28 protein-coding genes are annotated in these 26329 nt (G+C 42.7%); 7 read left to right on the forward strand and 21 right to left on the reverse strand.

Annotated features, from left to right (window positions below; all coding sequences use genetic code 11):
• Positions 1-2 precede the first annotated feature (2 nt).
• The 18 genes from fliJ to L4C39_RS05970 all read right to left on the reverse strand — a co-directional run bounded on the left by fliJ (position 3) and on the right by L4C39_RS05970 (position 19292).
• A complete protein-coding gene (gene fliJ, locus L4C39_RS05885) occupies positions 3-446 on the reverse strand; it encodes a flagellar export protein FliJ (RefSeq protein WP_017052501.1) in 444 nt (147 codons plus the stop codon).
• A 6-nt stretch (positions 447-452) separates the two neighbouring features.
• On the reverse strand, positions 453-1772 hold the full coding sequence (gene fliI / locus L4C39_RS05890) for a flagellar protein export ATPase FliI (RefSeq protein WP_017052502.1): 1320 nt from the start codon (positions 1770-1772) through the stop codon (positions 453-455).
• A complete protein-coding gene (gene fliH, locus L4C39_RS05895) occupies positions 1772-2572 on the reverse strand; it encodes a flagellar assembly protein FliH (protein WP_017052503.1) in 801 nt (266 codons plus the stop codon). Before fliH ends, fliI begins: the two co-directional genes overlap by 1 nt.
• A 90-nt stretch (positions 2573-2662) precedes the next feature.
• The gene (fliG, locus tag L4C39_RS05900; protein WP_017052504.1) at positions 2663-3718 is read right to left on the reverse strand and encodes a flagellar motor switch protein FliG; all 1056 of its coding nucleotides are present in this window, start codon (positions 3716-3718) and stop codon (positions 2663-2665) included.
• Entirely contained in the window at positions 3711-5393 is a 1683-nt protein-coding gene (fliF, locus tag L4C39_RS05905) for a flagellar basal-body MS-ring/collar protein FliF (protein WP_429745248.1), read from the reverse strand. Before fliF ends, fliG begins: the two co-directional genes overlap by 8 nt.
• A gap of 77 nt (positions 5394-5470) precedes the next feature.
• The gene (gene fliE, locus L4C39_RS05910) at positions 5471-5782 is read right to left on the reverse strand and encodes a flagellar hook-basal body complex protein FliE (RefSeq protein WP_017052506.1); all 312 of its coding nucleotides are present in this window, start codon (positions 5780-5782) and stop codon (positions 5471-5473) included.
• 118 nt (positions 5783-5900) lie between these two features.
• The gene (locus L4C39_RS05915) at positions 5901-7307 is read right to left on the reverse strand and encodes a sigma-54-dependent transcriptional regulator (protein WP_113796778.1); all 1407 of its coding nucleotides are present in this window, start codon (positions 7305-7307) and stop codon (positions 5901-5903) included.
• Positions 7307-8347 carry a sensor histidine kinase gene (locus tag L4C39_RS05920; protein WP_429744973.1) on the reverse strand — a complete coding sequence of 347 codons (1041 nt, stop codon included), beginning with the start codon at positions 8345-8347 and terminating at the stop codon, positions 7307-7309. The genes L4C39_RS05915 and L4C39_RS05920 overlap by 1 nt, the downstream gene beginning before the upstream one ends.
• A gap of 139 nt (positions 8348-8486) precedes the next feature.
• Positions 8487-9953, reverse strand: coding sequence for a sigma-54 dependent transcriptional regulator (locus L4C39_RS05925; RefSeq protein WP_113796774.1), 1467 nt, complete (start codon positions 9951-9953; stop codon positions 8487-8489).
• A 226-nt stretch (positions 9954-10179) separates the two neighbouring features.
• Entirely contained in the window at positions 10180-10590 is a 411-nt protein-coding gene (gene fliS, locus L4C39_RS05930) for a flagellar export chaperone FliS (RefSeq protein ID WP_113796772.1), read from the reverse strand.
• Positions 10591-10602: 12 nt separating this feature from the next.
• Positions 10603-10908 (reverse strand): flagellar protein FliT, encoded by a 306-nt coding sequence (gene fliT / locus L4C39_RS05935; protein ID WP_113796770.1) that lies wholly within the window; start codon positions 10906-10908, stop codon positions 10603-10605.
• A gap of 4 nt (positions 10909-10912) precedes the next feature.
• Positions 10913-12931 (reverse strand): flagellar filament capping protein FliD, encoded by a 2019-nt coding sequence (gene fliD / locus L4C39_RS05940; protein ID WP_429744975.1) that lies wholly within the window; start codon positions 12929-12931, stop codon positions 10913-10915.
• A gap of 20 nt (positions 12932-12951) precedes the next feature.
• A complete protein-coding gene (flaG, locus tag L4C39_RS05945) occupies positions 12952-13377 on the reverse strand; it encodes a flagellar protein FlaG (RefSeq protein ID WP_429744977.1) in 426 nt (141 codons plus the stop codon).
• Positions 13378-13464: 87 nt separating this feature from the next.
• Positions 13465-14595, reverse strand: a complete 1131-nt coding sequence (locus tag L4C39_RS05950; protein WP_429744979.1) for a flagellin — start codon at positions 14593-14595, stop codon at positions 13465-13467.
• A 444-nt stretch (positions 14596-15039) separates the two neighbouring features.
• On the reverse strand, positions 15040-16173 hold the full coding sequence (locus tag L4C39_RS05955) for a flagellin (RefSeq protein ID WP_136995459.1): 1134 nt from the start codon (positions 16171-16173) through the stop codon (positions 15040-15042).
• A gap of 423 nt (positions 16174-16596) precedes the next feature.
• Positions 16597-17730: a flagellin gene (locus tag L4C39_RS05960; protein ID WP_429744981.1), complete on the reverse strand. Its 1134-nt coding sequence runs from the start codon at positions 17728-17730 to the stop codon at positions 16597-16599.
• A gap of 125 nt (positions 17731-17855) precedes the next feature.
• Positions 17856-18758, reverse strand: coding sequence for a Dyp-type peroxidase (locus tag L4C39_RS05965; RefSeq protein ID WP_429744983.1), 903 nt, complete (start codon positions 18756-18758; stop codon positions 17856-17858).
• A gap of 66 nt (positions 18759-18824) precedes the next feature.
• Complete coding sequence (locus L4C39_RS05970; protein WP_017054226.1) at positions 18825-19292, reverse strand: DUF2919 domain-containing protein; 468 nt, start codon at positions 19290-19292, stop codon at positions 18825-18827.
• Between the two features lie 136 nt (positions 19293-19428).
• Between L4C39_RS05970 and L4C39_RS05975 the strand changes: the two genes are divergently transcribed.
• Entirely contained in the window at positions 19429-19770 is a 342-nt protein-coding gene (locus L4C39_RS05975; protein WP_017054227.1) for a DUF2956 domain-containing protein, read from the forward strand.
• A 146-nt stretch (positions 19771-19916) separates the two neighbouring features.
• Here L4C39_RS05975 and L4C39_RS05980 read toward each other — a convergent pair whose 3' ends face one another.
• On the reverse strand, positions 19917-20204 hold the full coding sequence (locus L4C39_RS05980) for a winged helix-turn-helix domain-containing protein (RefSeq protein ID WP_017054228.1): 288 nt from the start codon (positions 20202-20204) through the stop codon (positions 19917-19919).
• A gap of 279 nt (positions 20205-20483) precedes the next feature.
• Here L4C39_RS05980 and L4C39_RS05985 point away from each other — a divergent pair, with 279 nt between their 5' ends.
• The 4 genes from L4C39_RS05985 (at position 20484) to L4C39_RS06000 (ending at position 22930) form a co-directional block, all read left to right on the forward strand.
• Positions 20484-20831: an ArsC family reductase gene (locus tag L4C39_RS05985; RefSeq protein ID WP_017054229.1), complete on the forward strand. Its 348-nt coding sequence runs from the start codon at positions 20484-20486 to the stop codon at positions 20829-20831.
• A gap of 14 nt (positions 20832-20845) precedes the next feature.
• Positions 20846-21985: a succinyl-diaminopimelate desuccinylase gene (gene dapE, locus L4C39_RS05990; protein WP_261888999.1), complete on the forward strand. Its 1140-nt coding sequence runs from the start codon at positions 20846-20848 to the stop codon at positions 21983-21985.
• A 9-nt stretch (positions 21986-21994) separates the two neighbouring features.
• Entirely contained in the window at positions 21995-22669 is a 675-nt protein-coding gene (locus L4C39_RS05995) for a M15 family metallopeptidase (protein WP_429744986.1), read from the forward strand.
• A 63-nt stretch (positions 22670-22732) separates the two neighbouring features.
• Complete coding sequence (locus L4C39_RS06000) at positions 22733-22930, forward strand: DUF2897 family protein (RefSeq protein ID WP_017054232.1); 198 nt, start codon at positions 22733-22735, stop codon at positions 22928-22930.
• Positions 22931-22995: 65 nt separating this feature from the next.
• Here the strand turns inward: L4C39_RS06000 and bamC are convergent, their stop codons facing one another.
• Together bamC and dapA are read right to left on the reverse strand one after the other, a co-directional pair.
• Entirely contained in the window at positions 22996-24015 is a 1020-nt protein-coding gene (bamC, locus tag L4C39_RS06005) for an outer membrane protein assembly factor BamC (RefSeq protein WP_017054233.1), read from the reverse strand.
• A 49-nt stretch (positions 24016-24064) separates the two neighbouring features.
• A complete protein-coding gene (dapA, locus tag L4C39_RS06010) occupies positions 24065-24943 on the reverse strand; it encodes a 4-hydroxy-tetrahydrodipicolinate synthase (RefSeq protein WP_017054234.1) in 879 nt (292 codons plus the stop codon).
• Positions 24944-25247: 304 nt separating this feature from the next.
• Here dapA and L4C39_RS06015 point away from each other — a divergent pair, with 304 nt between their 5' ends.
• Both L4C39_RS06015 and bcp read left to right on the forward strand, forming a co-directional pair.
• A complete protein-coding gene (locus L4C39_RS06015) occupies positions 25248-25790 on the forward strand; it encodes a glycine cleavage system transcriptional repressor (protein ID WP_017054235.1) in 543 nt (180 codons plus the stop codon).
• A gap of 12 nt (positions 25791-25802) precedes the next feature.
• A complete protein-coding gene (gene bcp, locus L4C39_RS06020) occupies positions 25803-26270 on the forward strand; it encodes a thioredoxin-dependent thiol peroxidase (RefSeq protein WP_113799017.1) in 468 nt (155 codons plus the stop codon).
• Positions 26271-26329 lie beyond the last annotated feature (59 nt).

Consider the following 26329-nt stretch of genomic DNA (forward strand, 5'->3'; position numbering starts at 1 on the left):
TATCAGAAATGCGATTTCTTTCGGCTATACAGCAGTGTAGAGAACTCATCCATCTGTTTTTGGTCTCTTTTCTCTTCGAGTTGTCGCTTCTCTGTCTCTTTCTTCTCCATCAACCACTCGTAGGATTTGCATTGCTTTCGCATTTCTAGCCAGTACTCTTGGCAATTATCCACTTGGTTTTTGAAGTGAGATTCTGCGTCTCTCTGTTTTGATAAGGTTTCATCAAGCTGAGTTAAGAAGCGATTCAAGTGCCCATATTGGCTTGCGGTAAGGCCGTTTTTGCCACGCTCAATCAACTGCTGACAATAATCCAATCGATACTGTTCTATCTGGGCCACTTGCTTGTAGTAATCTTCCAGCTCGATATTGGCTTGATTCAGTGCCATTTGAGCTTGATTTTGCTTCTCTTTCGCCTGCTCAAGTAAGAAATCTAGTGCATTATCCATAACTTACTACCCTCCGAGAACATGCTTCAACATGTTGACACACATATCGTAAGGTACGCTCTCTTTCATTTTCTGCTGCAAATACTCATCAAGTTTAGGTTTCAATGTAAAGGCACCATCAATGGCGGGATCGGTCCCTGGTTTATAGGCACCAATCGACACTAAATCTTGGTTTTTACGGCAAATTGAGAGTACTTGTCTCACCGCTTTTGACATCAACATATGTTCATCAGTGGTGATTTGCGGCATCACACGACTCACAGATCGTTCAACATCAATCGCAGGGTAGTGACCTGCATCCGCCATTTCACGAGACAGTACAATGTGTCCATCAAGGATTGCTCGTGAAGCATCTGCAATTGGATCTTGTAGGTCATCACCTTCGGTTAAAACGGTGAAAAAGGCGGTAATAGATCCCTGTTCTTGGCTTCCGTTACCCGCTCGTTCTACTAAGGCTGGTAGTTTTGCAAAAACAGAAGGTGGATAACCTTTCGTTGCCGGAGGTTCACCTACAGACAGTGCTATTTCACGCTGTGCTTGGGCAAAACGTGTCAATGAATCCATTAAAAGCAAGACATCTAGCCCTTGGTCACGAAAATACTCCGCAATCGTCAAAGCGGTTTGGCAACCTTTTAATCGCATCAGTGCCGAGGAGTCAGCAGGGGCAGCAACTACCACTGATCGTTTACGCCCATCTTCTCCAAGAATCTCTTCAATGAACTCTTTAACTTCCCGTCCACGTTCACCAATTAACCCTACCACAACAACCTGCGCGGTCGTGCCTCGCGTCATCATCCCTAGGGTTACGGATTTACCCACACCTGAACCAGCAAATAGGCCAATACGTTGTCCTTTACCGACAGTAAGAAGCCCATTAATCGCTTTTAAACCAACATCCAAAGGTTCAGAAATTGGTTTACGTGCCAAAGGGTTGATCGGAACTGCGTTTAGTGGAGCTCGATTTTCAGTATAAATAGCACCTAAACCATCAAGTGGGTTACCAACACCATCGATGACACGACCTAATAGTTCCATCCCAACAGGCAAACCACTTTCTCGGGTTAAAGGCGTCACTTTTGCACCGGGCAAGATACCGGATATTTGTTCACTTGGCATAAGGAATAAGTTGTCATTAGCAAAACCTACAACTTCTGCCTCCATCACGCCAGACATGGTTTCCACATGACACAAACTGCCGACTGGTGCTCGGCAACCTGTCGCTTCAAGAGTTAACCCAACAACACGTACTAGCTTACCAGAAGCGATTGGACGACTGGTTAGCCCTTCGACTTTATATTGTTCAAGTCTTTCTGCCAGCGCCAACATCACGAGTGTCCTTGATGTCGGTTAGCGCCACAAAAACCTTGGATCACAGTATGAATACGATCTTCCATTCGATAATTAACGCTCGATTCTCCAGCTTCGATCTCCACGTCTCCGCGGTTTAACGCAGGCTCTGACGCTAACGACCAATTACGGCAATCAAGTTCGTTATCACCATAAGCGGCATGCACTATCGCGACATCTTCAGGGTTTAACTTAATGGTGATCGCATGTCCAGATATCGGCAAGGCTTCAACTGACTCTTTAAGGGTATCGAGAATGATCTGTGGATTAGTTTGAACTTCAACGTGGACGACCTCTTTTACCAAGGTCAATACCATATCAACAAGCTGTTTTTCTACCTGAGCATTCATTAATTCAAGTGGCTGAGCAAATTGATTGGCTAATCCCATAAAGATACTCACTTGTTGCTGGATGTACTCTTGTCCAGCAGTCACGCCTTCAAGCTTTCCAGCTTCATTGCCTTCGGAATGGCCCGCTTCGAAACCCTCTTCTTTACCCTTTTCATAACCTTGCTTAAAGCCAGCTTCTTGCCCTTGATGCAATCCATCTTGGTAGGCGCCTTGCTTGATCAATTCAATCTGTTCTTCGGTGAGTTCTAAAGGAGCCTCTGGTTCGGGTTCATCAAAATCAGGCATCCAACCGGGATCGTAATTAAACGCGGTATCTTTCGCTTGTTTATTTATTTCAGCCCCATAATCGGGCAGACCCCACTTTTTAGGTTGCTCAATGTTTTCATCTTCATCGGGGCGTAAGAAGCCTCTTTTTCTTTCACCTGACATATTGATACCTGTATAAAATGGAATTGGGGAATTTGGATTAACGTACAAACAATAATAATGAAGCCTCACGAGGAGGCTTCAGGGTCGTCTTTATAAGAACTCGTCTGCGCCGCCAGATAGCATAATCTCACCACTATCAGCCAAACGCCTCGCAACAGTAAGAATCTCTTTCTGAGCAGATTCAACATCGGCAACACGAACAGGAGGCATCGCTTCGATATCATCACGCATCATATCAGCTGCACGTTTAGACATGTTCTTGAAGATCTTCTCACGCAAGCCTTCGTCAGCACCTTTAAGAGCACGTTGTAGTACGTCTTGTGGCACATCACGTAGAAGTTTCTGAACGCCTTGATCATCCACTTCGATAAGGTTTTCAAATACAAACATGAGGTCTTGAATTTGAGTGGCCATGTCTTCATCTTGATCTCGGATTTGATCCATCAAGATGCCTTCAACGCTGTTATCCATGTAGTTCATGATTTCAGCAGCGGCTTTCAGGCCACCAATTTTCGCGGCTTGAGCACCTGCTTGACCAGCGAACTGTTTCTCCATGATCTCATTTAGCTCTGCCAACGCTGAAGGTTGTACTTCTTCAAGGTTAGCAATACGCATCATTAAGTCTAGGCGTACACGCTCAGGGAATTGAGACAGTATTTCGGCTGACTGATCCGACTCCAAGTAAGAGAGCACAATAGTTTGGATCTGCGGGTGCTCATTGATAATGATGCTAGCCACTTGTCTTGGATCCATCCATTTGAGTGAATCCAGACCTTTTGAGCCTGTACCCAGTAAAATTTGGTCAACTAAGTTGTTCGCTTTATCTTCACCAAGTGCGGCAACCAGAGCATTACGCATGAAGTCTTCACTACCCATACCGATATTGGTGTATTTCTGGATATCTTCGAGGAATGCGCGGTGCACAGCCCCAACCTTCTCTTGGCTCAAATCATTGGCTTTTGCCATCGCACTACCAACTCGTTGGACTTGCTTTGGCTCAAGATGGCGGATAATACCCGCTGCATCTTCTTCATTAAGGCTCAATAAAAGAATAGCGGCTTTTTCATCGCCACTGATCCCTGAAATATCAACTTCAGTTCCAGCGCCATCAGCGCCTTCTTCTTGGTTTACGAGTTCGTTAGGCATCCATCATCCAATTTTTCACAACTTGAGCAGCAAGCTCTGGTTCATTCGCGACAAGAGCACGAACAGCTTTAAGTACATCTTCATCTTTATGTAGATTTGGTAAATCGATACCTGAGCCAAATTCGAACAGCTCACCGCCTTCAATATCACCACCAATCAGGCTGGTTTCGCCATCGCTACCGATAGGCAAACCATCTGGGCCGTACATTGGGTCTTCCTCTTCTTCCGCAGGGTTAAGCAATTTCTTCATTGCTGGGCGAACCAGTACAAGAATCACAACGATGATAACCAACGCGCTTGCAAACCAACGGATCCAGTCATTAAAGTTCGGGTGTTCCCAAATTGGAACATCAGCGATTATGTCTGCCTCTTGAACGGCAAACTTCACGCTTAATACGTTAATTAAATCGCCTCGCGCTTCACTGAAACCAACCGTACCAATAAGTATTTGTCTGATGGTATCAATTTCGCTAGAAGTTAATGGTGTATAAGTGACTTCACCTGTTTCAGTATTAATTGAGCTGTGCTCTTTAATTGCCACTGATACCGTTTGACGATTAACAACGCCCGTCTGTTTTCGTTCGTGGCTGATAGTAGTATCAAGCTCAAAATTTCGAGTCGCTTCTTTATGGACAGAGCCTTGACCTAATATTGAACCATCTTTCATCTGAGCAACGTCTTGTGGAATTGAAGCATCAGCAGGTGGCTGGTTACTCAACGCACCAGGAACACCCGCAACCACATTGCCATTGTTATAATCTTCAAGCGTATATTCACTTCGAGTCGCCGGTGTACCAGGATCAAAGCGTTTACGCGTTTGTTCTACCGCGCTGAAATCAAGTTCAATATCCACTTGAGAAGTATAGTTACCGAGCCCTAAAATTGGGATAAGTACGGAGTCTATTTTTTCTCTTAGCTCTTGCTCTTGATTACGTTCTAACTCTTGCTCTTTACGACGAGCACTTGATAGTGGATCTTGTGAGCCTGAACTTAATAAGCGTCCGTGTTGATCTGTCACCGTGATACGAGATGTTTTCATACCAGGTACGGCACTCGCCACCATATCAACCACAGAGTCTATTTCTTGCTGACGTAAATTTGCGCCCATACTAAGAGTTAAAACAACCGATGCTGACGCGTCTTGGCTATGTCGAACAAAAACACTCTGTTTAGGTAGTGCCAATAGAACTTTAGCTTTTCTCACTTGCTTCATCTGTTCTATTGCTTTGGCAAGTTGACGCTCACGGCTTAACTTGAGACGCTCTTTTTCCAAGCGTTGAGATACACCAAAACCCATATCTTGTAACAGGATATCATCGCCTTCATTTCTGGCTTGATTCACTCCTGCTCGAACCATATTGAGTTTTAATGAACTGTATTCACTAGCTGGAACCTGAATGGTATTCCCATCCAATCGGTATTCGATTTTTTGCTGATCAAGATAATCAAGTACTGGGATCATCTCTTCGGTTTCATAAGCACCAAGCGGTCGCATCTCTGGCTCTTTGACCCAGAAAAAAAGCATCACAATCAACGCGACACAGATTGAGATTGAGAGAACCAGTACCACTTGTCTTAGAAGATCGAGATCACCAACAGCCATATCAAATTTAGACGAACTGCGCTCATCTAAATCTGGATTCTGTCCATCTAAATGGTTATCAGACGATGCCATCAATGCACTGTCAGCTCCATCTGTCACGGTTAAGTCTGTAGAATTATTATCGTCAGCCACTATTTACTACCCAAAATTTATACCGGCATATTCATCAATTCTTTGTAAGAGTCCACCAGCTTATTTCTAATCTGAATGGTCGCATCAAAGGCAACACCTGATTTATTTCTAGCGATCATGACATCTGAAAGTGAGACATCTTCATCACCGCGATCAAACCGCATTTGTAAGTTACCTGATGTCTTTTGTAATGAATTCACATTATTAATGGCTTGATTCAACATATCACCGAAGTCAACTCCGGCTTGCTTTCCCGTCACCGCAGGTCTGCTGTTTGTTGCTTCTAGCATCATGGTTTGCATTTCACCTTGTAAACCATCAATTCTCATTCTTACCTCAGAAGCCAAAGTTTTGACTATTCGTTATGCCCTAATATTGACAGAGCAAATTATATGCCATTCCTAATATGGTACAGCAAATTCCATTTATAGTGATTGTTTACTGATACTAATTTGGAATATCTATCCCAGCATCACGCATCTTAGCGAGTTTATAGCGTAAGGTTCTCGGGCTAATACCTAACTTATCCGCCATCTCTTTGCGCTTACCATTACACTCAATTAAGGTTTCAAGGATGATAGCGTACTCTTGATCTCGCAATTCACCACCTAACCCTTCACTCGGTATTTTTGCAACCGATGCATCCGCTTCTGCGATAGGTTTAATTTCAGGTGTGGCTATATTACCTTCAGATACAATATTTTGCAGGCTAGTAGCGTCTGCCCAATCAACGCCTTCTAATAAAATATGATCACAGGTAATGTTTGATTGCTCGCTTAAAATCAATGCTCGCTGAACAACATTATCAAGCTCTCTGACATTCCCTGGCCATGGGTACTGGAGTAGTTTATTGATCGCATCAGGTGAAACCGTCGGAACCGCCAAACCTAACTTGGTACAGTGGCGCTCAACAAGGTGTTTAGCCAATGGTTCGATGTCACCTTTACGCTCACAAAGCGCAGGCCACGTAATTGGGAAAACATTCAAGCGGTAGTACAAGTCTTCACGAAAGTTACCTTCTGACACGTATGTCTTCAAATCTCGGTTACTGGTCGCTAGTACTCGAACATCTAACTTAATGCTTTTGCGACTGCCCAAACGTTCTACTTCTCTCTCTTGAAGTACACGTAACAGCTTAGCTTGTAAGTTCATGTCCATTTCACTGATTTCATCAAGTAAAATGGTGCCACCTTGAGCTTGTTCGAATTTTCCAGGGCACGCCTGAATTGCGCCAGTAAATGCCCCTTTTTCATAACCAAACAAGGTTGCTTCTAGCATGTTATCGGGGATCGCGGCACAGTTAATCGCTATAAATGGGCCATCTTTACGATTTGAGGCGTTATGAATATAGCGTGACATGACCTCTTTGCCTGAACCACTAGGCCCCAAAACCATCACGTTCGCATCAGTTTTTGCGACTTTTTCAGCAAGTACTAATAATTTTAAACTTTTTTCATCGGCAACAATCGCATCGCCATTATCATCAGATTTTACAGGCGCATAACGGCTCACCATATTGAGCAATACTTCAGGGGCAAAAGGTTTTGCCATATAGTCAATCGCGCCTTCTTTCATTGCGGCAACGGCATCTTCAATATTGGCATAAGCCGTCATAAGTAAAACAGGCAGATTTGGCCAATGCTGCTTAATATTGCGCAGCAGTGCTAACCCTCCCATTCCCGCCATTTGGACATCGGAGACCACAATATCAACTTGGTTCGCTTTAAGTTTAACTAAAGCATCTTCTGCACAATCGGCCTCTAGCCATTCATACCCTGCGAGTGCCAAGGTATCAACGAGAGCCTCACGTAGACCTTCGTCATCTTCTACGATTAACACTTTGCTTTGAGCCATTATGATTCTCCAGTGTGATTTTTATCTAGCGGTAAGCACATGGTAAAACACGCGCCATCCCCTTCTTCTGATATTAATTCTAGTCGTCCCTCATGAGCACGACAGACCATTTGTACGACAGCAAGCCCTAAGCCTGTTCCCTGTGAACGAGTCGTAAAAAATGGTTCCATGATTTTACTTTGAATCTCTTTGGGAACACCCGGTCCACTATCTTGCACAGAAATACGTAATTCACCATTAACCGGTCGGAAAAAAACATCAATCTGTGACGCTTTACCAGCAATCTGGATGGCGTTAAGCACCAGGTTACTTAATGCCGACGCAATTGCATTGGAATTGCCAAGCATTTGCGTCTCTTCATGTTCTATCTCTTGGCAATAGTCGATCTGATTATTTTTCAATGCAGTTTCAACCATTGGTTGGTATTCAGCGACCAAATCCTGAATTGTAAATCCGCTCACAACTTTATTATCACCCCCCTTCGCAAAGAGCAGCATATCATTGACTTGTTTTTCTAAATCATGAAGTCGATCCATCAATTTGGATTGAAAGCGGTCTTTGGTTGCCGTGGGTAAATTGGGAGCGGCTAAATTTGAAGCGTATAACATTGCACTTGAAAGCGGGGTTCTGACTTGGTGCGCAAGAGATGCCACCATACGCCCTAATGAGGATAATCGCTGAAGGTCACCAACACGCGCTTGAAGTAACCGGGTTTCGGTCAAATCGGTCACAAGAATCAGTTGGCCTGTCGCAGAAGCGGAAATGGCTAGACGAACTTTTCGTCCATTCTTTAGTGATATTTCATGCCCATCATCTTCACGTGGATCAAAGGCACTTTGAATAATGGAAAACCATTTCTCACCGACTAGAGTCACACCCAGAATACGATGAGCTTCAGGGTTTGCTTCTCGAACTTCCCCTTGAGTATCGAGCAAGATGACCCCAGCAGGCATAACATCAAGCACTTGCTTATAACGTTCAACTTGATGCTCAACAGAATCTAAATGTGACTGATTCTCTATATTATTCGATGATGACATGTCGTCTTTATTCCTAACAGGCGCGGCTAAAAACTAGAATAGCCTGATATGCAAAAACACACCAGGCTATTATTATTTAATAAACAATAAGTTAACACCAGTCAAAAAATTGACCGCTATCCTCTATGAGCCGAACTCTTTATCGTTGTAAATTATACTTACGCATTTTTTCGACTAAAGTTGTTCTTCGCATTCCTAGCATATCTGCCGCTCTTGCCACAACGCCACCTTGAGCCTCTAGGGCTTGGCTGATCATATTGACCTCCAAGTCGGCTAACAGCTCTTTCAAATTCACCCCTTCTGGAGGAAGAGATTGTGGCGCGTTCATATGCTCAGCAAGTTCATCGGGTTGATCAAAGCTAAAATCTTCAGCGAAAATATCGGCAAGGGCATCTCTTTCTTGCTCTTCAACTGTGCCATAAAGCTGATTTTCAGGCTGAAATTCAGGAATGTCACTATAGCGATACTTTGTTGGTAAGTGATTAACATCAACAAGGCTATTTGGATATAGAATCACCATTCGCTCGACAAGATTTGCTAGTTCACGAACGTTACCAGGCCAACTATGCTCCATCAAAGAGTTAATAGAACGTGGGGTAAAGCAAATTGGCAAGCTACCTTCTGCTTCCATGCGAGTCATTAACTCTTGCAAAAGCAGTGGGATATCCTCTTTTCTGTCCTGAAGCGCTGGCATTTCAATTGGGAAGACATTCAAACGGTAATATAAGTCTTCACGAAATGATTCATCGTCAATCATCGTTTCTAAGTTTCGATGAGTCGCAGCGATCACTCTGACGTTAACTTTGATCGTGGTGTTTCCACCAACACGTTCAAAGCTGCGCTCTTGAAGCACTCGAAGCAGTTTAACTTGCATCGACATTGGCATATCACCAATCTCATCAAGAAACAGAGTGCCACCTTCCGCTAACTCAAAACGGCCTTTACGCGATGTGATCGCCCCTGTGAATGCGCCTTTCTCATGTCCAAACAGTTCACTTTCAAGTAAATCTGGCGGAATGGCTCCACAGTTAATAGGAACAAATGGGCCTTTTCTTCGAGCAGAATGGTAATGAACATTGCGAGCCACTACCTCTTTGCCTGTTCCTGATTCGCCGAGAATAAGCACATTGGCTTCGGTATTCGAAACTTGCTCAATTAAGTGACGTACATGCTGAATACCATGGCTCTGCCCAACTAAGCTTCTAAAGAGTGTGTTTTTTCGTGCTGAAGCTAAGACTTGTACGCCTTTACGACCGAGAAACTCTTTGCAGTGTCTTAAAGCATCACTTAATTGCGGGTAGTTTAAAGGTAGAGCAAGATCTCCTACATAATTAGGAAGATCATCGACTGGATATAGGTGTTCACCCATGATTAACAGCGGGATATGGTTAGATTGCGCAAGTTTATCTATCAGCAGCGGGGAAAAGCCACCGCCTTTGATCGAACCGATAATGCAGCCCGACCAGACACGAGACCAATCAATAGTATTGATCTGATCGGTGCTGATTACTTCGCAGAGTTCTCCAACGAATTCTAATATGTTGCTTAGATTTAAACGACTTTGAGCGTCGTCTTCAATTACAAGCAGTTTTGCTAAGCCTTGCATAAGTAAGAATTATTGCCTTAATTTTTGAAACGTTGCGGTCAAACTTTGAGATACGTCACCTGAAATAGCGCTATTTTTAACAGTTCTATAAGATAACGATAGACACATTACGGAAATCAGCAACAAAAAAGCCATTAGGCTGTCTAATGGCTTCTATTTTATTTGATTAAAAAAATAAGGCAACCAAGCAATTAGGCGATGTGAGCTTGGTTTAAACTTTAGTTATTTATATTCCTACTTCAGCAGCCGTTAAATTGTGATATTCGTTCGGAATTTGATCCCATGCTGATTTAATTTCGCGAATAATGTCAATTACATCATCAATGGGTTGAGGATCATTTTTGTGATTTGCCGTTGAAATTTGTGTAATCATAAATTCATAAAGCTGATCTAGGTTTTTTGCTATCTCTCCACCATCAGAGATAGAGAGACAACTACGCAAGCTAATGATGATATCTAGAGCTTTACCTAAACGTTCGCCTTTCACAGGAATGTTACCTGCTTGCATCGCTGCTTTACCTTGAATAAGGCGTTCGATAGCACCACCCATCAACATTTGGATCACTTTATGCGGGGACGCAGCGCTTAGCTGGCTATCCACTGATACCTTTTTGTAAGCTTGTAAAGAACCACGCATAGTATTCCTCTTTTATAAAAACTTTTTATATTGCTGAAGTGATTTGCTTCCGTGTCGATACTTTTGAAGTATTTGCCCGACTCGATTGGTTTCTGATTGCATCAATTCAACTAATTGTTTAGTTCGAGCAATAGCCTCATGCCATTGCTTACTTTGTTTAAATTCTGGGTTTTCACCTAGAAAATGCAGAGTACTCTGCAGCAACTGTTCTCTTTTATCGACCAAGGATACGATTTCTTCAGCATTAATTTCTTTTTCTTCTAATGCTTTCAGTAATTGGTGATCTAACTCACAAAGGAGTGTCAATTCTGCTTGCATCATATTAGCCTAATGCATTCATCATGCCAGAAAGCTGTGACTGCATATTTCCTGTCGCTTCTTGCATGGCGGTAAATTTCGAGTGAGTTCTCTTTTCTAAGCCTTCCATCCGTCGATCTAAAGTGACTTGATCATCACTTAAACGGTAATTCTGTTCAACCATACTTTTTTCGCGAGTACGAATCGCACCGGTTACACCAGTCATGCTTTGAATCGCATCTTCGACTTTTTTTGCAAAACCATTATTGCCACCAAAAAAATCTTCCAACTTATTGAAGTTATTATTTAATTGGCGATCAAGCATATCGTAGTTGATTTCAAGTGTACCTTGACGCGTGGTGGTGACACCAAACTCGGTTAAACTTTGAATATCTTTTGGTGCTTTAGAAATGCTGCTGGAGAAGACACTCTTTAAGCGAGAATCGGCACCTCTAACAATGCTGTCTCCCGCTAATGGGCCTTTCTGCCCTGTCGTTGGGTCAACCGAAGAGAGCTGCTTAGACATCTGATAAAACTGGTTATAAGCGGCAACGAACTGCTCAATATCATCTCGCACGCTTCGTCTATCGTATTCGATACCAATTTCTGCCGGAGCTTTATTCTTCTCTGTTTTTCCTTTGAGAGTTAAATCGACACCTTCAATTGCATCTTCAATAATGTTGTTATTACTCGACAACTGAGCAATACCATCTAAGACAACAACGGAATCTTGACCCGCTTGAACTTCCGTCATCCCATTATAACTGTCAAATGAGCGCTGAGCTTTTTCTAGATCGACTTGAGCTTTTTCCACTTTCTCAAGATGCGCCCTTTCTTCTGGTGATAACTTTGCTCGTTCAATCTGCTTTGCTTGTTCTGGTGTTAACTCTCCAGTTAAAACGGCATTTTCAATCGCTGCTTTTTCATCTGCGAGCTTTTTATCAAGCTGGATTTGCGCTTCTTTCGGCGTCACAAAAGAGTCAGTAAGCGTACCTGAAGCCGTATTTGTCCAGCCTGGTACATCGGGCGCTTTTTCGATCGCTTTCGAATCCAGTTCAGCTTCAGGCGTGTAATATGAATCAAGCAGCGTTCCTGAAGCAGTCTCTGTCCAACCTGGAATATTATCTTGTGGTAATAAAGAAGCGGTTTTAGCGGCAGCTTGCAGAGCATCCGTTGCCGCGTCCACAGGTAAGCCTGTCACGGGGTCAATCGTTTGAGCTTGTGGACTATTGGGATCGGTAGTGGCGTTTGGACCCGTTGTTTGATCTTGTGGGATTTGATCTTGTGAAGAAAGTGGGTCGTTGCCGTTGGCTTTATCTGAACCTTCTGAGTTAGCCCCTAGGCCATTAATCGCATTAGGATCGTCAGCCACTATCAGCTCTTGAGCCGCGTTTCTTGCTTTCTCTAAATCGGAAACACGCTCTTCAAGAGTTTTATATTCAAATGTTTTTAACGCATCACCGGGCTCGGCATCTACGTTAATTTTTATCGCATGGTCTTTACCTGACAAATTAGAAGCCAGTATAAGACGTGGGCCTTCAACGTCGTTAATTAAAGAAGCACGAACGCCAGGATTTTTACCGGCGCCGTTAATACCTCTAACAACATCAATCAATTTTGAATTAGCACTGATATCAACGTCGAAGTTTTTATCACCAAGCGAAACCTGCAGCTTGCCAGGGCCAAATTTAGTATCTTCCGGAATGACATCGGAAGCCACTTTGTGACTCTGAGCAAGCTGCAACACATCGATGGCATATTTACCAGCTATCGCATCTGTTGTTGCAGTTGCTGAGACAACTTCATCATTGGTGGTATCGACTTTTCGAACTGCAAAAGCCTTCTCCTGACGAAAATTTGTCATCAGATTTTTCATCGTATCTAGCGATTCTCTGAGTCGCCCATAAGCACTAATGCTTGAGTCATTCTTCATTCGCTCATTATCGATACGTTGCTGCTTTGGCACACGCTCCGCATCGACAATTTTGCTGACCATGGCATTTATATCCATGCCAGAAGACATCCCCATAGGGCCTAAACTCATTAAATCACCTCAAAAACGACTTATACCTTCTCCACTAGTAATCCGCTACTAGAGGTGTGGGCTGCTAAGCGCCGCAGTATCTCTAACATTTCTTCATCTGGTATCTGACGAATGATATCACCCGTTGTTGCTTCATAAATTGTCACAACATCTCGACCAGACTCTTCGTCCACTTTAAAAGAGACCCCTTTGTTGATGGAAGAAATAAATTCATTCATTTTTTCAACCATCTTCACACGCTGTTCTTTGTTTAGCTCTTGTCGTTCTTTTGCAAGTTCGATTACAGCTCCAACGGTAACATCGTGCTCTTCCACAACCTTTTCTGGTTGTTTGACCTCTTTAGAACGAGAAACATTAGGTGCGCCACTATTGTTTTCAGAAGCAATTTGTATGCCACTTGGCGAACCGTAAGGCTGGATGTTCGATGTGTAGGATGAAATGTCCATAACAATCTCCCTTCCGCCTCATGGGCTAGTAACAGTCATACCCTTATCTGCTACCACCTTTAAGCTATATGTTTAACTTTAGGTGTATTAGCCCAATAAGCTAAGAGCTGCAGATGGTGTCTGCTTCGCTTGAGCTAAGATTGAAGTACTCGCCTGTTGTAGGATTTGAGACTTAGTCATAGCGGTTGTTTCTTTTGCGTAATCCGTATCTTTAATTCGGCTTTGAGATGCGTTTACGTTTTCGTTGATGTTATCAAGGTTGCTGATTGCATGGTCAAAACGGTTTTGGAATGCACCCAGTGACGCACGTTGGCTATCAACACTTTTTAGGGCGCCATCAATAATAGACACCGCTTCTTGTGAACCCGCAACAGATGTTACATCAATATCTTTAACCGTAACATTTTTAGCGCTACCGATGCCAATCTCACCAGCCAAACCACCTGAGAATTCAACTTCACCATCCACTTTTTGAGTTGAAGCAAAAAGTTGCAGTTTGCCATTTTCACCAACCGACGCTTTGACTTCATCGTTTTGACCATTGATGTAAGTCGCAAGCTGCTCTAAATCATCGCCTTGTTTAGCGTTGATTTCGACTTCTTTCTCTTCACCTTGCTTATTAGTATAGGTCATTGTTAGATCGGTATCTTCAGATACTCTCCAACTAGGATCTTTACCTTCTTCAGCAGCGTAACTTTTACCACCCATCTCCATAGTGTCAGAACGTAAGCTATTCATAGAAAGCATCACGCCTTCACCTGAATCTGCACCGATTTGGAATGATTTAGTACCGAAAGTACCATTGAGAAGCTTGCTACCACCAAATGATGTCGTTTCTGCGATACGGTTTAGCTCGTCATTAAGTGCTGTTACTTCCTCTTGGATAGCAACACGCTCTGATTTTGAGTTTGAACCATTTGATGATTGTAGCGATAGATCACGCATACGTTGTAGGATGTTGGTTGTTTCATCCATTGCACCTTCAGCAGTCTGCGCAATAGAAATACCATCATTTGCATTTCGAACCGCCATATCTAAACCACGGCTTTGCGCGTTTAAACGGTTAGAAATTTGTAGACCAGCAGCGTCGTCTTTTGCGCTGTTGATTTTATAACCTGAAGACAAACGCTCCATTGATTTTTGAGTACCTTCAGCAGCACCGTTTAGGTGACGCTGTGCGGTCATTGCTGATACGTTTGTATTTACATTTATAGCCATAGTTGATCTCCTTAAGGCATTGTTTGATGGCCTTGGTGTCTCTCACCACACCTTGGCACATCTCATTTCTCTCAATCCCTTTAACGGCCCCTATATTAGAAGCTTTAGGAAAAAAATTAGTTTTTTTGTGTTTTTTTTCAACTAAAAAGAAAAATGTGATCAACTTCTAAACTATTGGGTGATTTCCTCTTAAAAATATCATCTCGTTTCAAACCAAAAGCCAATGAACAAATCGTTCATAAAACGCGCTACACGTATAAATAAACAACACAAAAATCACCCTATGCAGGACATCAAAAAGTGAAAGAAGCGTCTTCAGGCCTAACTTGGGGCGCTATCAGCACCCTATTTTATTATTTCCAATAAAAAACCCAGCCAACGCTGGGTTTTAAACTTTTTAACTATCTCTATTTTAATTCACCTGATTAAAGGTGCTTAAAATCATTAGCCTAGTAGGCTTAACGCTGAGTTAGGCGCTTGTTTCGCTTGAGCAAGAATTGAGCTTGATGCCTGACCAAGAATTTGTGTCTTCGTCATTTGCGTCGTTTCTTTCGCGAAATCGGTATCTTTGATACGGCTCTTAGAAGCATTAACATTTTCGTTAATGTTATCTAAGTTGTTGATTGCATGTTCGAAACGGTTTTGGAAAGCACCCAGTTCTGCACGGTGGCTATCGACATATTTAAGTGCTGCATCAATAACCGCTACTGATTCTTGTGAACCGCCAACCGTTCTTACATCAATAGTATCAACCGTTTCTTTACGACCCGCTTGCATGTCTAGCTCACCAGCAAGACCGCCAGAGAATTCAACGTCGCCCGATACTTTGTTGCTACCCGCAAACATTTGAAGTGCGCCATCTTCTGTAACTGATGCTTTTACTAAATCTGTTTGACCATTAATGTAAGTAGCAAGTTCTTCGATATCGTCACCCGCTTTCGCGCTGATGTTGATTTCTTGTTCTTGGCCTGCTGTATCAGTCAGCTTAATCGTAAGGTCGTTAGCGTCTGATTTAACCGCCCAATCTTTATCTTTTGCTTCGCCAGCTTGGTAACCTGTACCACCCATTTTTGAGTTATCTGAACGCATATCGCGTAGAGAAAGCATGACYGCTTCACCGTTATCAGCACCAATTTGGAATGATTTCGTGCCGTGAGTGCCRTTWAGTAGCTTGTTRCCACCAAATGATGTGGTTTCTGCAATACGGTTWAGTTCATCGTTAAGCGCCGTTACTTCTTCTTGAATCGCGACACGCTCAGCTTTTGAGTTTGAGCCGTTTGAAGATTGTAGTGACAAGTCACGCATACGTTGAAGGATGTTGGTTGTTTCATTCATTGCACCTTCTGCTGTTTGTGCAATTGAAATACCGTCATTTGCGTTGCGYACTGCAACATCAAGACCACGGCTTTGTACGTTTAAACGGTTCGAAATTTGTAGACCCGCTGCGTCGTCTTTCGCACTGTTAATTTTGAAGCCTGATGATAGGCGTTCCATTGAGGTTTGCTGAGCACTTGTCGARTTATTAAGGTGACGCTGTGCTGTCATCGCTGATACGTTAGTATTTACATTCACTGCCATGGTRATTTCTCCAATTGATTTTTCGTTGTAGCGGTTTTCGACGTCTCGAAAAACCAAGTAGTTCTCTCAAAGTTACTTTTAATAACGGCGCTAATTGGAAATTCTTTAACTTTTTTTAAAGGTTTTCTTATAAAAAAGGCAGTTATACCTAAAAAGGTGATGAAGTAAGAAAAAAGAACAAATAACTGAAAAAAATACTCAAGTATCAATCGATACGGTCGATGAGCGCACGAGCTATTCCACTGTTACTCACTCTTACTACGTATGCTTAGATACTTAGATACTTAGATACTTAGGGTGCTTTGATTTTAGAAAAAGGAAAACAATGTATGCCTGTAGAGTTGGCAGGTTATGATTTTTGGTTGAATGTAAGATTTATAATATAGGAGACTAGAACGCCAACTTGTAGATAGGTTTATTGTACTAATTCAATAAAGTTAACGCTAAATTGGGCGTCTGTTTGGCTTGAGCAAGAATTGAGGTACTTACTTGTTGCAGGATTTGTTGTTTGATCATTTGTGTCGTCTCTTTTGCGTAATCAGTATCCACAATTCGACTATTGGATGCGGCTAAATTCTCATGAACGTTATCGAGATTATTGATCGCGTGATCGAAGCGATTTTGCAATGCGCCGAGTTCCGCACGGTGGCTATCTACATATTTCATCGCCGTATCTAAAACGGATACGGCCCTTTGCGCGCCGCCTACATTGGTGATATCAATATCATTCACGGTTTCATAAGCGCCAGAGCTCATCGACAACTCATCCGCCAAGCTCCCACTAAACTGAATGGTACCTGCCGTCTTTTCACCCGCCATAAAAACCTGCAGTTGCCCCTCATCATTAACCGATGCTGACACCTGATCCGTTTTACCATTGATGTAAGTCGCTAACTCCTCGATATCATCACCAGCTTTCGCCTTAATATCGATGGTTTGTGGCTGACCCTGAGCGTCCGTAAATGTCATTGAGAACTGACGACTACCCGGTGACACTTGCCAACTGGAGTCCATCGCATTCATTGATGTATAACTAAAGCCGCCCATATCAATGCCATCGGTTCTCATATTATTCAGGCCAACTTGAACCGCTTCACCCGAACTGGCACCAATTTGAAATGAAGCCTTCCCAAACTGACCATTCAGTAGCTTCTTTCCACCAAATGATGTTGTCTCTGCGATTCGATTCAACTCGTCATTAAGAGCCGTCATCTCCTCCTGTAAGGCAACTCTTTCAGCCTTACTGTTAGAGCCATTCGAAGATTGTAACGAGAGATCTCGCATGCGCTGCATAATGTTTGTCGTCTCATTCATGGCCCCCTCAGCGGTTTGCATGATTGAAATACCATCATTAGCGTTACGAACCGCAACGTCTAAACCTCGCATTTGAGATTCGATACGATTGGAAATTTGTAAACCGGCAGCATCATCTTTTGCACTATTAATACGCCTCCCCGAAGCTAAACGCTCCAGAGATTGGTTCAGCATATCTGTTGCGTTCGTCAGATTTCTCTGGGCAACTAGTGCTGATACATTGGTATTAACGGTAATAGACATTCGCTCTGCAATTCACCAAAAATAAGGGTCTGTTCTCTTATCGGCGAAAATTGAGGCAACTTTAGTAAAATAAAAGGGAAACCATTCGCTTCCCTTTACAGGTATGTAACTAATTGAACTAATGACTAGGCCATAGATAGTGTTAGTAACACCTCTTGAGAAGGCGCGAAGAAATACGCGCCAGTGACCGCATGTGTAAATCGTAATAGCTGATCGGTTTTACCATCTGTTACGCCATACATACTTTCAAGCATTGCCGTAAAGTTATGCACGTTATTACAGTAAGCGATAAACAGCAGGCCATGATCGCCACTTGCGCTACCGTATGGAAGGCTATGACGAACTATTTTCAATCCCTTACCTTCCTCTTTAATATCAACACGACCTACATGAGATGCAGCAGGAACATCATCTAATTCAATAGAGTCTGGTTTCGTTCTTCCAATGACCTTCTCTTGAGCTGAAACACCTAAGCGGTTCCAAGCTGGCAGGTCATGCAAAAAACGTTGAACCATGACATAACTGCCACCAGCAAAATCCCCTTCTGAGACCAGTGCCACCTCTTTACGCTGTTCAGCTTTAGGATTCTCTGTGCCATCGACGAAATCCGTCATATCTCTTGAATCAAGATAACGGTAACCATAAGTTTCATCGACGACATCGACATCATCTGCGATCTCAGCCAATAATTTGCGTACCACATAGAAATGCAGGTCGTGGCGATTAGAGTGGCAGTGAATCAACACATCGACATTTGTACTAGGTGCAGTAATATCGCCTTCACCAAGCTCTGGGAATTCAATTAATTCTGAAGGCGCAGCTTGGCTAAAGTTCTTCCAAAAGGCATGAGAAAACGCAACGGAGACCGTGAGATCAGATCCAGGTTGCGCTTGATTGAGTTCTTCTACTAATGCAGGTAAGCCTTGAAGTTGAGTTAATACATCAGCGGCATTGCTTGTCACTTTTAGTTGAGCATAAAGTGCAAATGGGCCAGCTTCAGGCAATATTGCAGATTGCGGTTGTACCATGAGAAATCCTCTCTTATTTTTTGCTCAGTGTAATATTTTTCTTGCGGTATATCTTGATTCTGATCACTAAGCCTCTGAACTAAAATCAGGAATTTTAAAACAATCTTTTACGGTTCGACTTTTATATAAATAGATCGCAGCCCAAAGAAGTAGCAATAGTGTAATACCATTCGGCCAGCTAAAAAGCCCGTTACTCAAATAGACATGATAAGCCGTTTGAACAACTTGTAATAACACCACACACAGCGTCACCCAACGTCCCTGACTACTTATTGAATTAATCCATTTTCTATCGGGGCTACGTAGGTTAATCAACCACATATAAATAATGCTAGGTACTCCAACCACCAACCCAAGGTAGAGCATGGCATGATCTGGATAGACGATCTCTAATATTTTGGCACCACTGTCCCTGCTCGCGCCTGCCACAACAAAGACAACCCATGCCTTAGCGAGAAAAAGCCAACTTAACCATACCAGCAATGGGGCTTTTAAGAACCCATGCTGGTCATACTGTTCAAAAGCGTAGCGCACTTCACGGTCTCAAATTACAAAAATGAAAAAATCACTTTAACTTAATTCTTCGTAAAAGTTATAGTGAATAAAGAAGATATTATTTAAGTGTCGTGCTCACTTCAGCATTGCTCTTTGACCTAAGTTGACTAAGAACATGAAAACGAAAAACAACACCTCACTGGAAACGCAACAAGAAGCCATGAAAGTCGCAAAATCTATTCAAAAGCCTAACCAGACCAAAGAGCAAACAAAGCTCGTTGCAGCAGGTATTGAGAAAGGGATAACTCTGTATAAAAAACAGCAGAAAGAGAAAAGTCGTCAAGCGGATAAAGCGAAGAAAAAAGAGCAAAAATCAAAGCAACAACAAATCAAATCACAAGACGAGATATCAGACTCTTCATCGTCAGAGGTTCAGCAGTCCAAAACCTCATTACTGCCTTGGCTATTACTCGTCATAAGCTGGATCGGTTTTGCGCTCTATATTACGCAACAATAGGAAACATCACACAACAGCAGGAAGCCGTCCATAGTCTCAACTTCAGCTCAGTAATTTGAAATAACGATTATTGACTCGAAAGGAATACGAATGAGCGATGCATAGATCTAAAAAAGCCAGCATGATGCTGGCTTCGTTTTCCAAGTTTAAGCGGTAAAGCCTAAACTCGTTGCGATATCATCTTCTCGCTCGGTTACCCACTGACTATCAAATGGTCCCCAATCCGATAATTGATAATAGCCGTCATTGTGACGTCGTCCATCTTGAACAAACATCAACTCAATACCAATACCCGGCAATGCTTTCAATACATCTTGGATAGTACGGCGAGGCCAGCCCGTCTTCTCAATGAGTTTCGGTACATTTGGCCTTTCAAGGCTTTCCACTAACAAAGCTAAATACAGTCGCCTTGCAAAAACAGGACTCAGTTCCATTGACACCTCCATTACTGTGCAACAGTATTATTTCTTTTTTCGGTTTGTGTGTGTTGAGATTGATCAATAACTCTCCAATTGGCATGGTTTGTGCGCTTTTTTTTGGTCAACAAATTATTTATCGCTCTATTTTGTGTGTCTCGACGCTTCCTGTTAGGATTTAAACACAATAATAAAGTTGCAAACTTACTTGGTGAACCGCGTAATAATTGACTCATTGAGCAACTCAATTCGTTAACTACGCTAAAAATCACCAACTGCGTTTAGAAAGGAAGAGAAATGACAGCCATCATGTACGGCATCCCAAATTGCGATACCATCAAAAAAGCAAAAAAGTGGCTTCAAGCCGAAGAGATTGAATTTACGTTCCACGACTATCGAAAGCAGGGAATAACGGAAGCGTTAGTGAACGAATTTTGCCAGCAACTTGGTTGGGAAAACGTATTAAATAAGCGTGGAACGACTTACCGTCAGCTACCTCAAGAACAGAAAGATAACTTAGATAGCGACAACGTAATATCTCTACTTGTGGAGCAACCTGCAATGATCAAGCGCCCTATCATTTATATTGGCGAGCAGTATCATGTTGGCTTCAAAGCGGATTCATACGTTTCAATTTTCAAATAAAAGGATTTTCAAGGATGACAGATAGCCCAGTACTGGCCTTAGCAAAAGATTTAATTGGTCGCCAGTCAGTGACTCCCGAAGATGCGGGATGTCAAAAACTCATGATTGATCGCTTAAAAGCACTCGGTTTTACTATTGAAGAGATGATCTTTGAAGATACCACCAATTTTTGGGCTCGCCGAGGAACCGAAGCGCCACTGTTTGCCTTCGCAGGGCATACTGATGTCGTGCCCGCTGGACCATTAGAAAAGTGGGACACTCCACCATTTGAACCGACGATTATTGATGGCTACCTTCACGGTCGTGGTGCTGCGGATATGAAAGGCTCACTTGCCAGCATGATCGTAGCCGTTGAGCGTTTTATCGCTGAGCACCCTGATCATAAAGGTTCAATTGGCTTTCTCATCACATCTGATGAAGAAGGACCATTCATTAATGGTACGGTTCGTGTTGTTGAAGCACTAATGGCACGCGGTGAAAATATTGATATGTGTATCGTTGGGGAACCATCAAGCACCAATTCCGTTGGCGATGTAGTTAAAAATGGCCGTCGTGGTTCGATCACTGGCGATTTATGTGTCAAAGGGATCCAAGGGCATGTCGCCTACCCCCACCTAGCACGTAACCCTGTTCATCAATCACTGCTAGCCCTTAATGAGCTATCAACAACAACGTGGGATGATGGTAACGCGTACTTCCCTCCCACCAGCTTCCAAATCCCCAACATTCACGCCGGAACAGGAGCATCAAACGTTGTTCCTGGTGAGTTAAATGTTCAGTTTAATCTGCGTTTTAGCACCGAGCTTTGTAACGATGTCATCGTAGAGCGTATCCGCGCCATTTTAGATAAACACGATCTCGACTATGAGCTCAAGTGGACATTCAATGGCGACCCATTCTTGACGGACACTGGCGATCTACTCGATGCGGTTGTTTTTGGTGTAAATACCGTTAACCAACACAAGCCTGAACTTCTTACGACAGGTGGAACATCTGATGGCCGATTTATCGCTCGTATGGGCGGTCAAGTTGTTGAACTAGGCCCGGTGAATGCCACAATTCATAAGGTCAATGAGTGTGTCAAAGTGGAAGACCTAGAGCTTCTTGCCGACATGTACCAACATACATTGCAATATCTTTTCGCTAATAAATAAGGGCGAACCATGACTCCTGAGCAGCTAACAGGTCAAACAAACGATCATTTAGTTCCGGTCACCATTGGGCAAAAAGAGTTTTTAATTCATCCTAATGTACAGAACGATTTATTGGCATTATCTGCTGCTGCTCAGCAAGCTGGATTTCAAATGCACATTGCCAGCGGGTTTCGAGACTACGCTCGGCAAAAAGCCATTTGGGATAATAAATTCTCAGGGCATAGCACCATTAACGATACGCACAACCAAGCTATTCCTTTTGACTCTATGACCGAAGAGCAGAGAATATTTGCGATTTTGCGCTGGTCGGCACTGCCCGGAGCCAGTCGTCATCATTGGGGGACTGATTTTGATCTCTTTGCTGCAGACCGACTACCTGAAAATACAAAGCTTCAATTAGAAACTTGGGAATATGATACTGGTCATCAAGCGGAGTTCTCTATTTGGCTAAAAACGAACCTTGGAACGTTTGGTTTTTTCATCCCTTATTCTCAAGATCTAGGCGGCGTCGCGGTTGAGCCTTGGCATATTAGCCACCGTTTAACCGCAGCATCTTGCTTAGAGCAATTGACGCAAGATCAATTAGCCAGCCAAATCAAAACATTGCCGATTTTGGGGCAGGAACAGGTGCTACAGAACCTTCCTACCATCTATACTCAATATGTTACTAACATCCGTTCTTAACGTTACTGAGCCCAACAAAGCCAATGGGGACAAGTTTGGTTCCTAGAGCGAGAGGATAAATTCATGGAGTTTTTAACTAACCCGTGGGTGATTAGCATCATTGTGGTGAGCGTGGTGGTTGGAAATATTGCTGCGTTAAAATACACCGCAAACATGAAGTTTGGGCCGTTAGATCCATCCAAAAGAGAGAAGAGTGATTTAGATAAGCTCAATGAACTTGATCAAATCAAACAAGCTCAAAAGACAGAAATAGATAAGTAAAACGAATAAAGTGAAAAAGGGATCAAATGATCCCTTTTTATATCTTACTAACAATATGAACCAGATTACTCTTGTTCAAACATCGCAGACAATACTGGAGCGAGCGACTTAAGTAACGCCTCTTCTACCGGTTTACCACCAGCATCAGTCACGTTGATTGAAGTACGGTTGCCTAAATCACCAAACAAGAAGGTGTAAGTACCGCCATTAAGTTCAATCGGCTTAGTTCCAATGGACTCCCAGAATTCATCATCAGGAGCCGCATATTTCGCTTTCATTGTACCTTGAGATTGATTGCGTCCTTCAAGGCTAAACCCTAACTCAGGCAGTAAGCTTGGAAGGCGCTGCCACAAAATATTATATGGCGTACGAGCAATAATCACTGGGAAGCCACTACGGTCAACCCCCATACTGATAGGAATTTGTTTTACTAACTCTTGTGCTCGAATTGCGGCTTCATCACGCAAGTTTTGATCGTACTTAACGGTGACTAGATTGGTCATAAATGCGTTATAACGCTCTTTATTGGTCTGGGTCACTGGTTTTACCGTCGAACCCTCTCGCCAATCAATCAAGTTAACTTTAAACGCAAAACGATTGTTCGCTTTAAAACGAGTGATTTCGTAACGACTGCCAATTTCAGTCTCTTCATCTTCTGAAATCCAGCTAACCCAATCGGTTTCAACACGATCCGAGCTATTTTCAAGCAACGCAATGTTTCGAGTATTCAGCATATCGATTGCAGTTTGCCAAACTTTATCCATTTCGCCTTCAGTTAACAGCCATAAGGTGACTTCACCATTTTGGCGCTCTGCTCTTGCTCCTGGAATCAACTCGAGAACTTGCTGTGGCGGACGAATATCAACGTTTTGTCCAACTCCACCTTCGAAATCACCCATCGGGATATCAAAGTTTGGGTAGAACTGAGGCGTTGCATCTTCTGGTAAATTCAGCTGGGTCAGTTCAGGTGTATTTAGATATTCAAAATCATCTTTCGCTTGACGACGTCGATCAGCACCTCCAGAGCAGGCGCTAAGAACAAGAACAGCCAGTGAACCAACCACTAGCTGATGAGAAAATTTCATTTAGGCTCCTAAAATGCCGAGAAACTACATTCGGCATTGTGTGTTCAATTTAATAAATACAAGCTTCTGTCATTGCTTGAGCAACAAGTGGACGAGCTGATTCTGATAATTCAGTTAAAGGTAGACGTAATCCACCTTCGGCAATTAATCCCAATTTATGTACAGCCCATTTTACTGGGATAGGATTAGATTCAACAAACAAGTTTTTATGCAAAGGAATCAAACGTTCGTTGATGGCTTCTGCTTCTTCAAAGTTCCCCTCTTTTGCAAGACGGAACATCTTCGCCATATCCGCAGCCGCGACATTATTGGACACCGAAATAACACCTTGCCCACCACGCTTAACGAATTCTAGCCCCGTTAAATCATCACCACTTAGTAAGATAAAATCTTCGCCACAAAGTTCACGGTGAATTGAAATTCTTTCTAAATCACCCGTTGCATCTTTTAGCGCCACAATATTATCAATTTTTGATAGACGAGCAACGGTTTCAGGTAACAGATCGACTGCAGTTCTTCCTGGTACATTATACAAAATTTGAGGCACGTCACTTACTTCAGCAATCGCTTTGTAGTGTTGATATAACCCTTCTTGAGTCGGCTTATTGTAGTACGGAGTCACACTCAAGCATCCCACAATTCCAGATCCATTTAATAGACGACTAAAAGTCACCGATTCATGTGTAGCGTTTGCTCCCGTGCCTGCAATCACAGGGATACGTCCCTCAGCAAACTCGACCACCTTAGTTACCACCTTAACATGCTCTTCTATTGTTAAGGTCGCAGACTCACCTGTAGTTCCTACCGCGACGATGCCATCGGTACCAGCAGCAATGTGATGCTCTACTAGTTTCTTCAAGCTATCAAAATCGACTTCGCCATCTGAGTTAAAAGGTGTAACTAACGCAACGATACTTCCTGAAAACATATCTATCTCCCTTATTTGATTCTTTTTGCATGGTACTGTAATGCGATTGATAAACACAAGGGAATAACCCGCTTACTTAGTACAAGTTAGTGAATAATTATCAGTTGTTAGAGTTTTATCCAAATCCACACAACCGATTCGTATATTCAATGAATTTAAACTTAGTATAAAGTGACACACTTACTCGGTGTCATGTAATGGTGATATTTCATTTAGTGCCTTTAAAAAGCCTCCTCATCTCTCATCCCGCCCCGAGAACTGTGCTAACATGCAACCAATAATGGAATAAAAAATAAGTGATATTATGACTCAACATCTAGTAATCACAGCTGTTGGCGCTGATCGCCCAGGGGTGTGTAATCAAGTCGTACATTTAGTAACTCAATCTGGCTGTAATATTATTGATAGCCGAATCGCTCTCTTTGGGAACGAATTCACATTAATCATGCTGCTATCTGGCACAACCAATACGATTACACGAGTTGAAACGACGCTCCCTCTACTAGGGCAAGATCATGATCTCATCACCATAATGAAGCGCACCTCTCCTCACGAATATTTAGATAATAGCTATACTGTCGAAGTCTTTGTCGAGTCAGATGACAAACTAGGACTGACAGAGAAATTTACTCAATTCTTTGCCGATCAAAACATTGGTTTAGACTCACTCAGCGCAAAAACCATCAATAAATCCAAAGTGCAACTTGATAGTGACCAGTTCCATATTGCGATCACCGCTTCTATCAGTTCAGATTTCAACCTGATGCAACTACAAGAAGATTTTGATGCGCTATGTGCTGAGCTTTCGGTTCAAGGCTCGCTCAACTTTATAAAAAACAGTCAATAGAAAGGAAAATCGATGAATACGCTGACTGCTGGCACTCCTGCTCCAGCCTTTTCTCTACTCGATCAAGATGGAAAAACAATAACGCTTGCTGATTTTGCAGGTAAGAAAGTACTTTTTTATTTTTACCCGAAAGCAATGACTCCAGGTTGCACAGTTCAAGCTCAAGGCTTAAGAGACACGAAAAAAGAGCTGGATGAGCATAATGTTGTGGTGCTTGGTGTCAGTATTGACCCTGTTAAACGCTTAGGTAAATTTATTGAGCGTGACAACTTAAATTTTTCACTTCTTTCCGATGAAGATCACCAATGCGCAGAGCAATTTGGTGTGTGGGGAGAAAAGAAATTTATGGGCCGTACCTATGATGGTTTGCACCGTATCAGCTTTTTAATTAATGAAGAGGGGATCATTGAGCACGTTTTCAACAAATTCAAAACGAAGACTCATCATGAAGTGGTTCTTGATTACTTAAACGAAAAATAAGACTGGATCACATCATCTAGGCAACACCTTCTACAAAAAAGCCCTGAGTATGAACTTAG

Origin of the sequence: Vibrio clamense, assembly GCF_050337905.1 — a bacterium.
GTDB classification, from domain to species: domain Bacteria; phylum Pseudomonadota; class Gammaproteobacteria; order Enterobacterales; family Vibrionaceae; genus Vibrio; species Vibrio cortegadensis.

Coding starts and splice junctions, on each gene's coding strand:
- fliJ (WP_017052501.1), bottom strand. CDS start 446: ATGGATAATGCACTAGATTTCTTACTTGAGCAGGCGAAAGAGAAGCAA.
- fliI (WP_017052502.1), bottom strand. CDS start 1,772: ATGTTGGCGCTGGCAGAAAGACTTGAACAATATAAAGTCGAAGGGCTA.
- fliH (WP_017052503.1), bottom strand. CDS start 2,572: ATGTCAGGTGAAAGAAAAAGAGGCTTCTTACGCCCCGATGAAGATGAA.
- fliG (WP_017052504.1), bottom strand. CDS start 3,718: ATGCCTAACGAACTCGTAAACCAAGAAGAAGGCGCTGATGGCGCTGGA.
- fliF (WP_429745248.1), bottom strand. CDS start 5,393: ATGGCATCGTCTGATAACCATTTAGATGGACAGAATCCAGATTTAGAT.
- fliE (WP_017052506.1), bottom strand. CDS start 5,782: ATGAGAATTGATGGTTTACAAGGTGAAATGCAAACCATGATGCTAGAA.
- L4C39_RS05915 (WP_113796778.1), bottom strand. CDS start 7,307: ATGGCTCAAAGCAAAGTGTTAATCGTAGAAGATGACGAAGGTCTACGT.
- L4C39_RS05920 (WP_429744973.1), bottom strand. CDS start 8,347: ATGTCATCATCGAATAATATAGAGAATCAGTCACATTTAGATTCTGTT.
- L4C39_RS05925 (WP_113796774.1), bottom strand. CDS start 9,953: ATGCAAGGCTTAGCAAAACTGCTTGTAATTGAAGACGACGCTCAAAGT.
- fliS (WP_113796772.1), bottom strand. CDS start 10,590: ATGCGTGGTTCTTTACAAGCTTACAAAAAGGTATCAGTGGATAGCCAG.
- fliT (WP_113796770.1), bottom strand. CDS start 10,908: ATGCAAGCAGAATTGACACTCCTTTGTGAGTTAGATCACCAATTACTG.
- fliD (WP_429744975.1), bottom strand. CDS start 12,931: ATGAGTTTAGGCCCTATGGGGATGTCTTCTGGCATGGATATAAATGCC.
- flaG (WP_429744977.1), bottom strand. CDS start 13,377: ATGGACATTTCATCCTACACATCGAACATCCAGCCTTACGGTTCGCCA.
- L4C39_RS05950 (WP_429744979.1), bottom strand. CDS start 14,595: ATGGCTATAAATGTAAATACAAACGTATCAGCAATGACCGCACAGCGT.
- L4C39_RS05960 (WP_429744981.1), bottom strand. CDS start 17,730: ATGTCTATTACCGTTAATACCAATGTATCAGCACTAGTTGCCCAGAGA.
- L4C39_RS05965 (WP_429744983.1), bottom strand. CDS start 18,758: ATGGTACAACCGCAATCTGCAATATTGCCTGAAGCTGGCCCATTTGCA.
- L4C39_RS05975 (WP_017054227.1), top strand. CDS start 19,429: ATGAAAACGAAAAACAACACCTCACTGGAAACGCAACAAGAAGCCATG.
- L4C39_RS05980 (WP_017054228.1), bottom strand. CDS start 20,204: ATGGAACTGAGTCCTGTTTTTGCAAGGCGACTGTATTTAGCTTTGTTA.
- L4C39_RS05985 (WP_017054229.1), top strand. CDS start 20,484: ATGACAGCCATCATGTACGGCATCCCAAATTGCGATACCATCAAAAAA.
- dapE (WP_261888999.1), top strand. CDS start 20,846: ATGACAGATAGCCCAGTACTGGCCTTAGCAAAAGATTTAATTGGTCGC.
- L4C39_RS05995 (WP_429744986.1), top strand. CDS start 21,995: ATGACTCCTGAGCAGCTAACAGGTCAAACAAACGATCATTTAGTTCCG.
- L4C39_RS06000 (WP_017054232.1), top strand. CDS start 22,733: ATGGAGTTTTTAACTAACCCGTGGGTGATTAGCATCATTGTGGTGAGC.
- bamC (WP_017054233.1), bottom strand. CDS start 24,015: ATGAAATTTTCTCATCAGCTAGTGGTTGGTTCACTGGCTGTTCTTGTT.
- dapA (WP_017054234.1), bottom strand. CDS start 24,943: ATGTTTTCAGGAAGTATCGTTGCGTTAGTTACACCTTTTAACTCAGAT.
- L4C39_RS06015 (WP_017054235.1), top strand. CDS start 25,248: ATGACTCAACATCTAGTAATCACAGCTGTTGGCGCTGATCGCCCAGGG.
- bcp (WP_113799017.1), top strand. CDS start 25,803: ATGAATACGCTGACTGCTGGCACTCCTGCTCCAGCCTTTTCTCTACTC.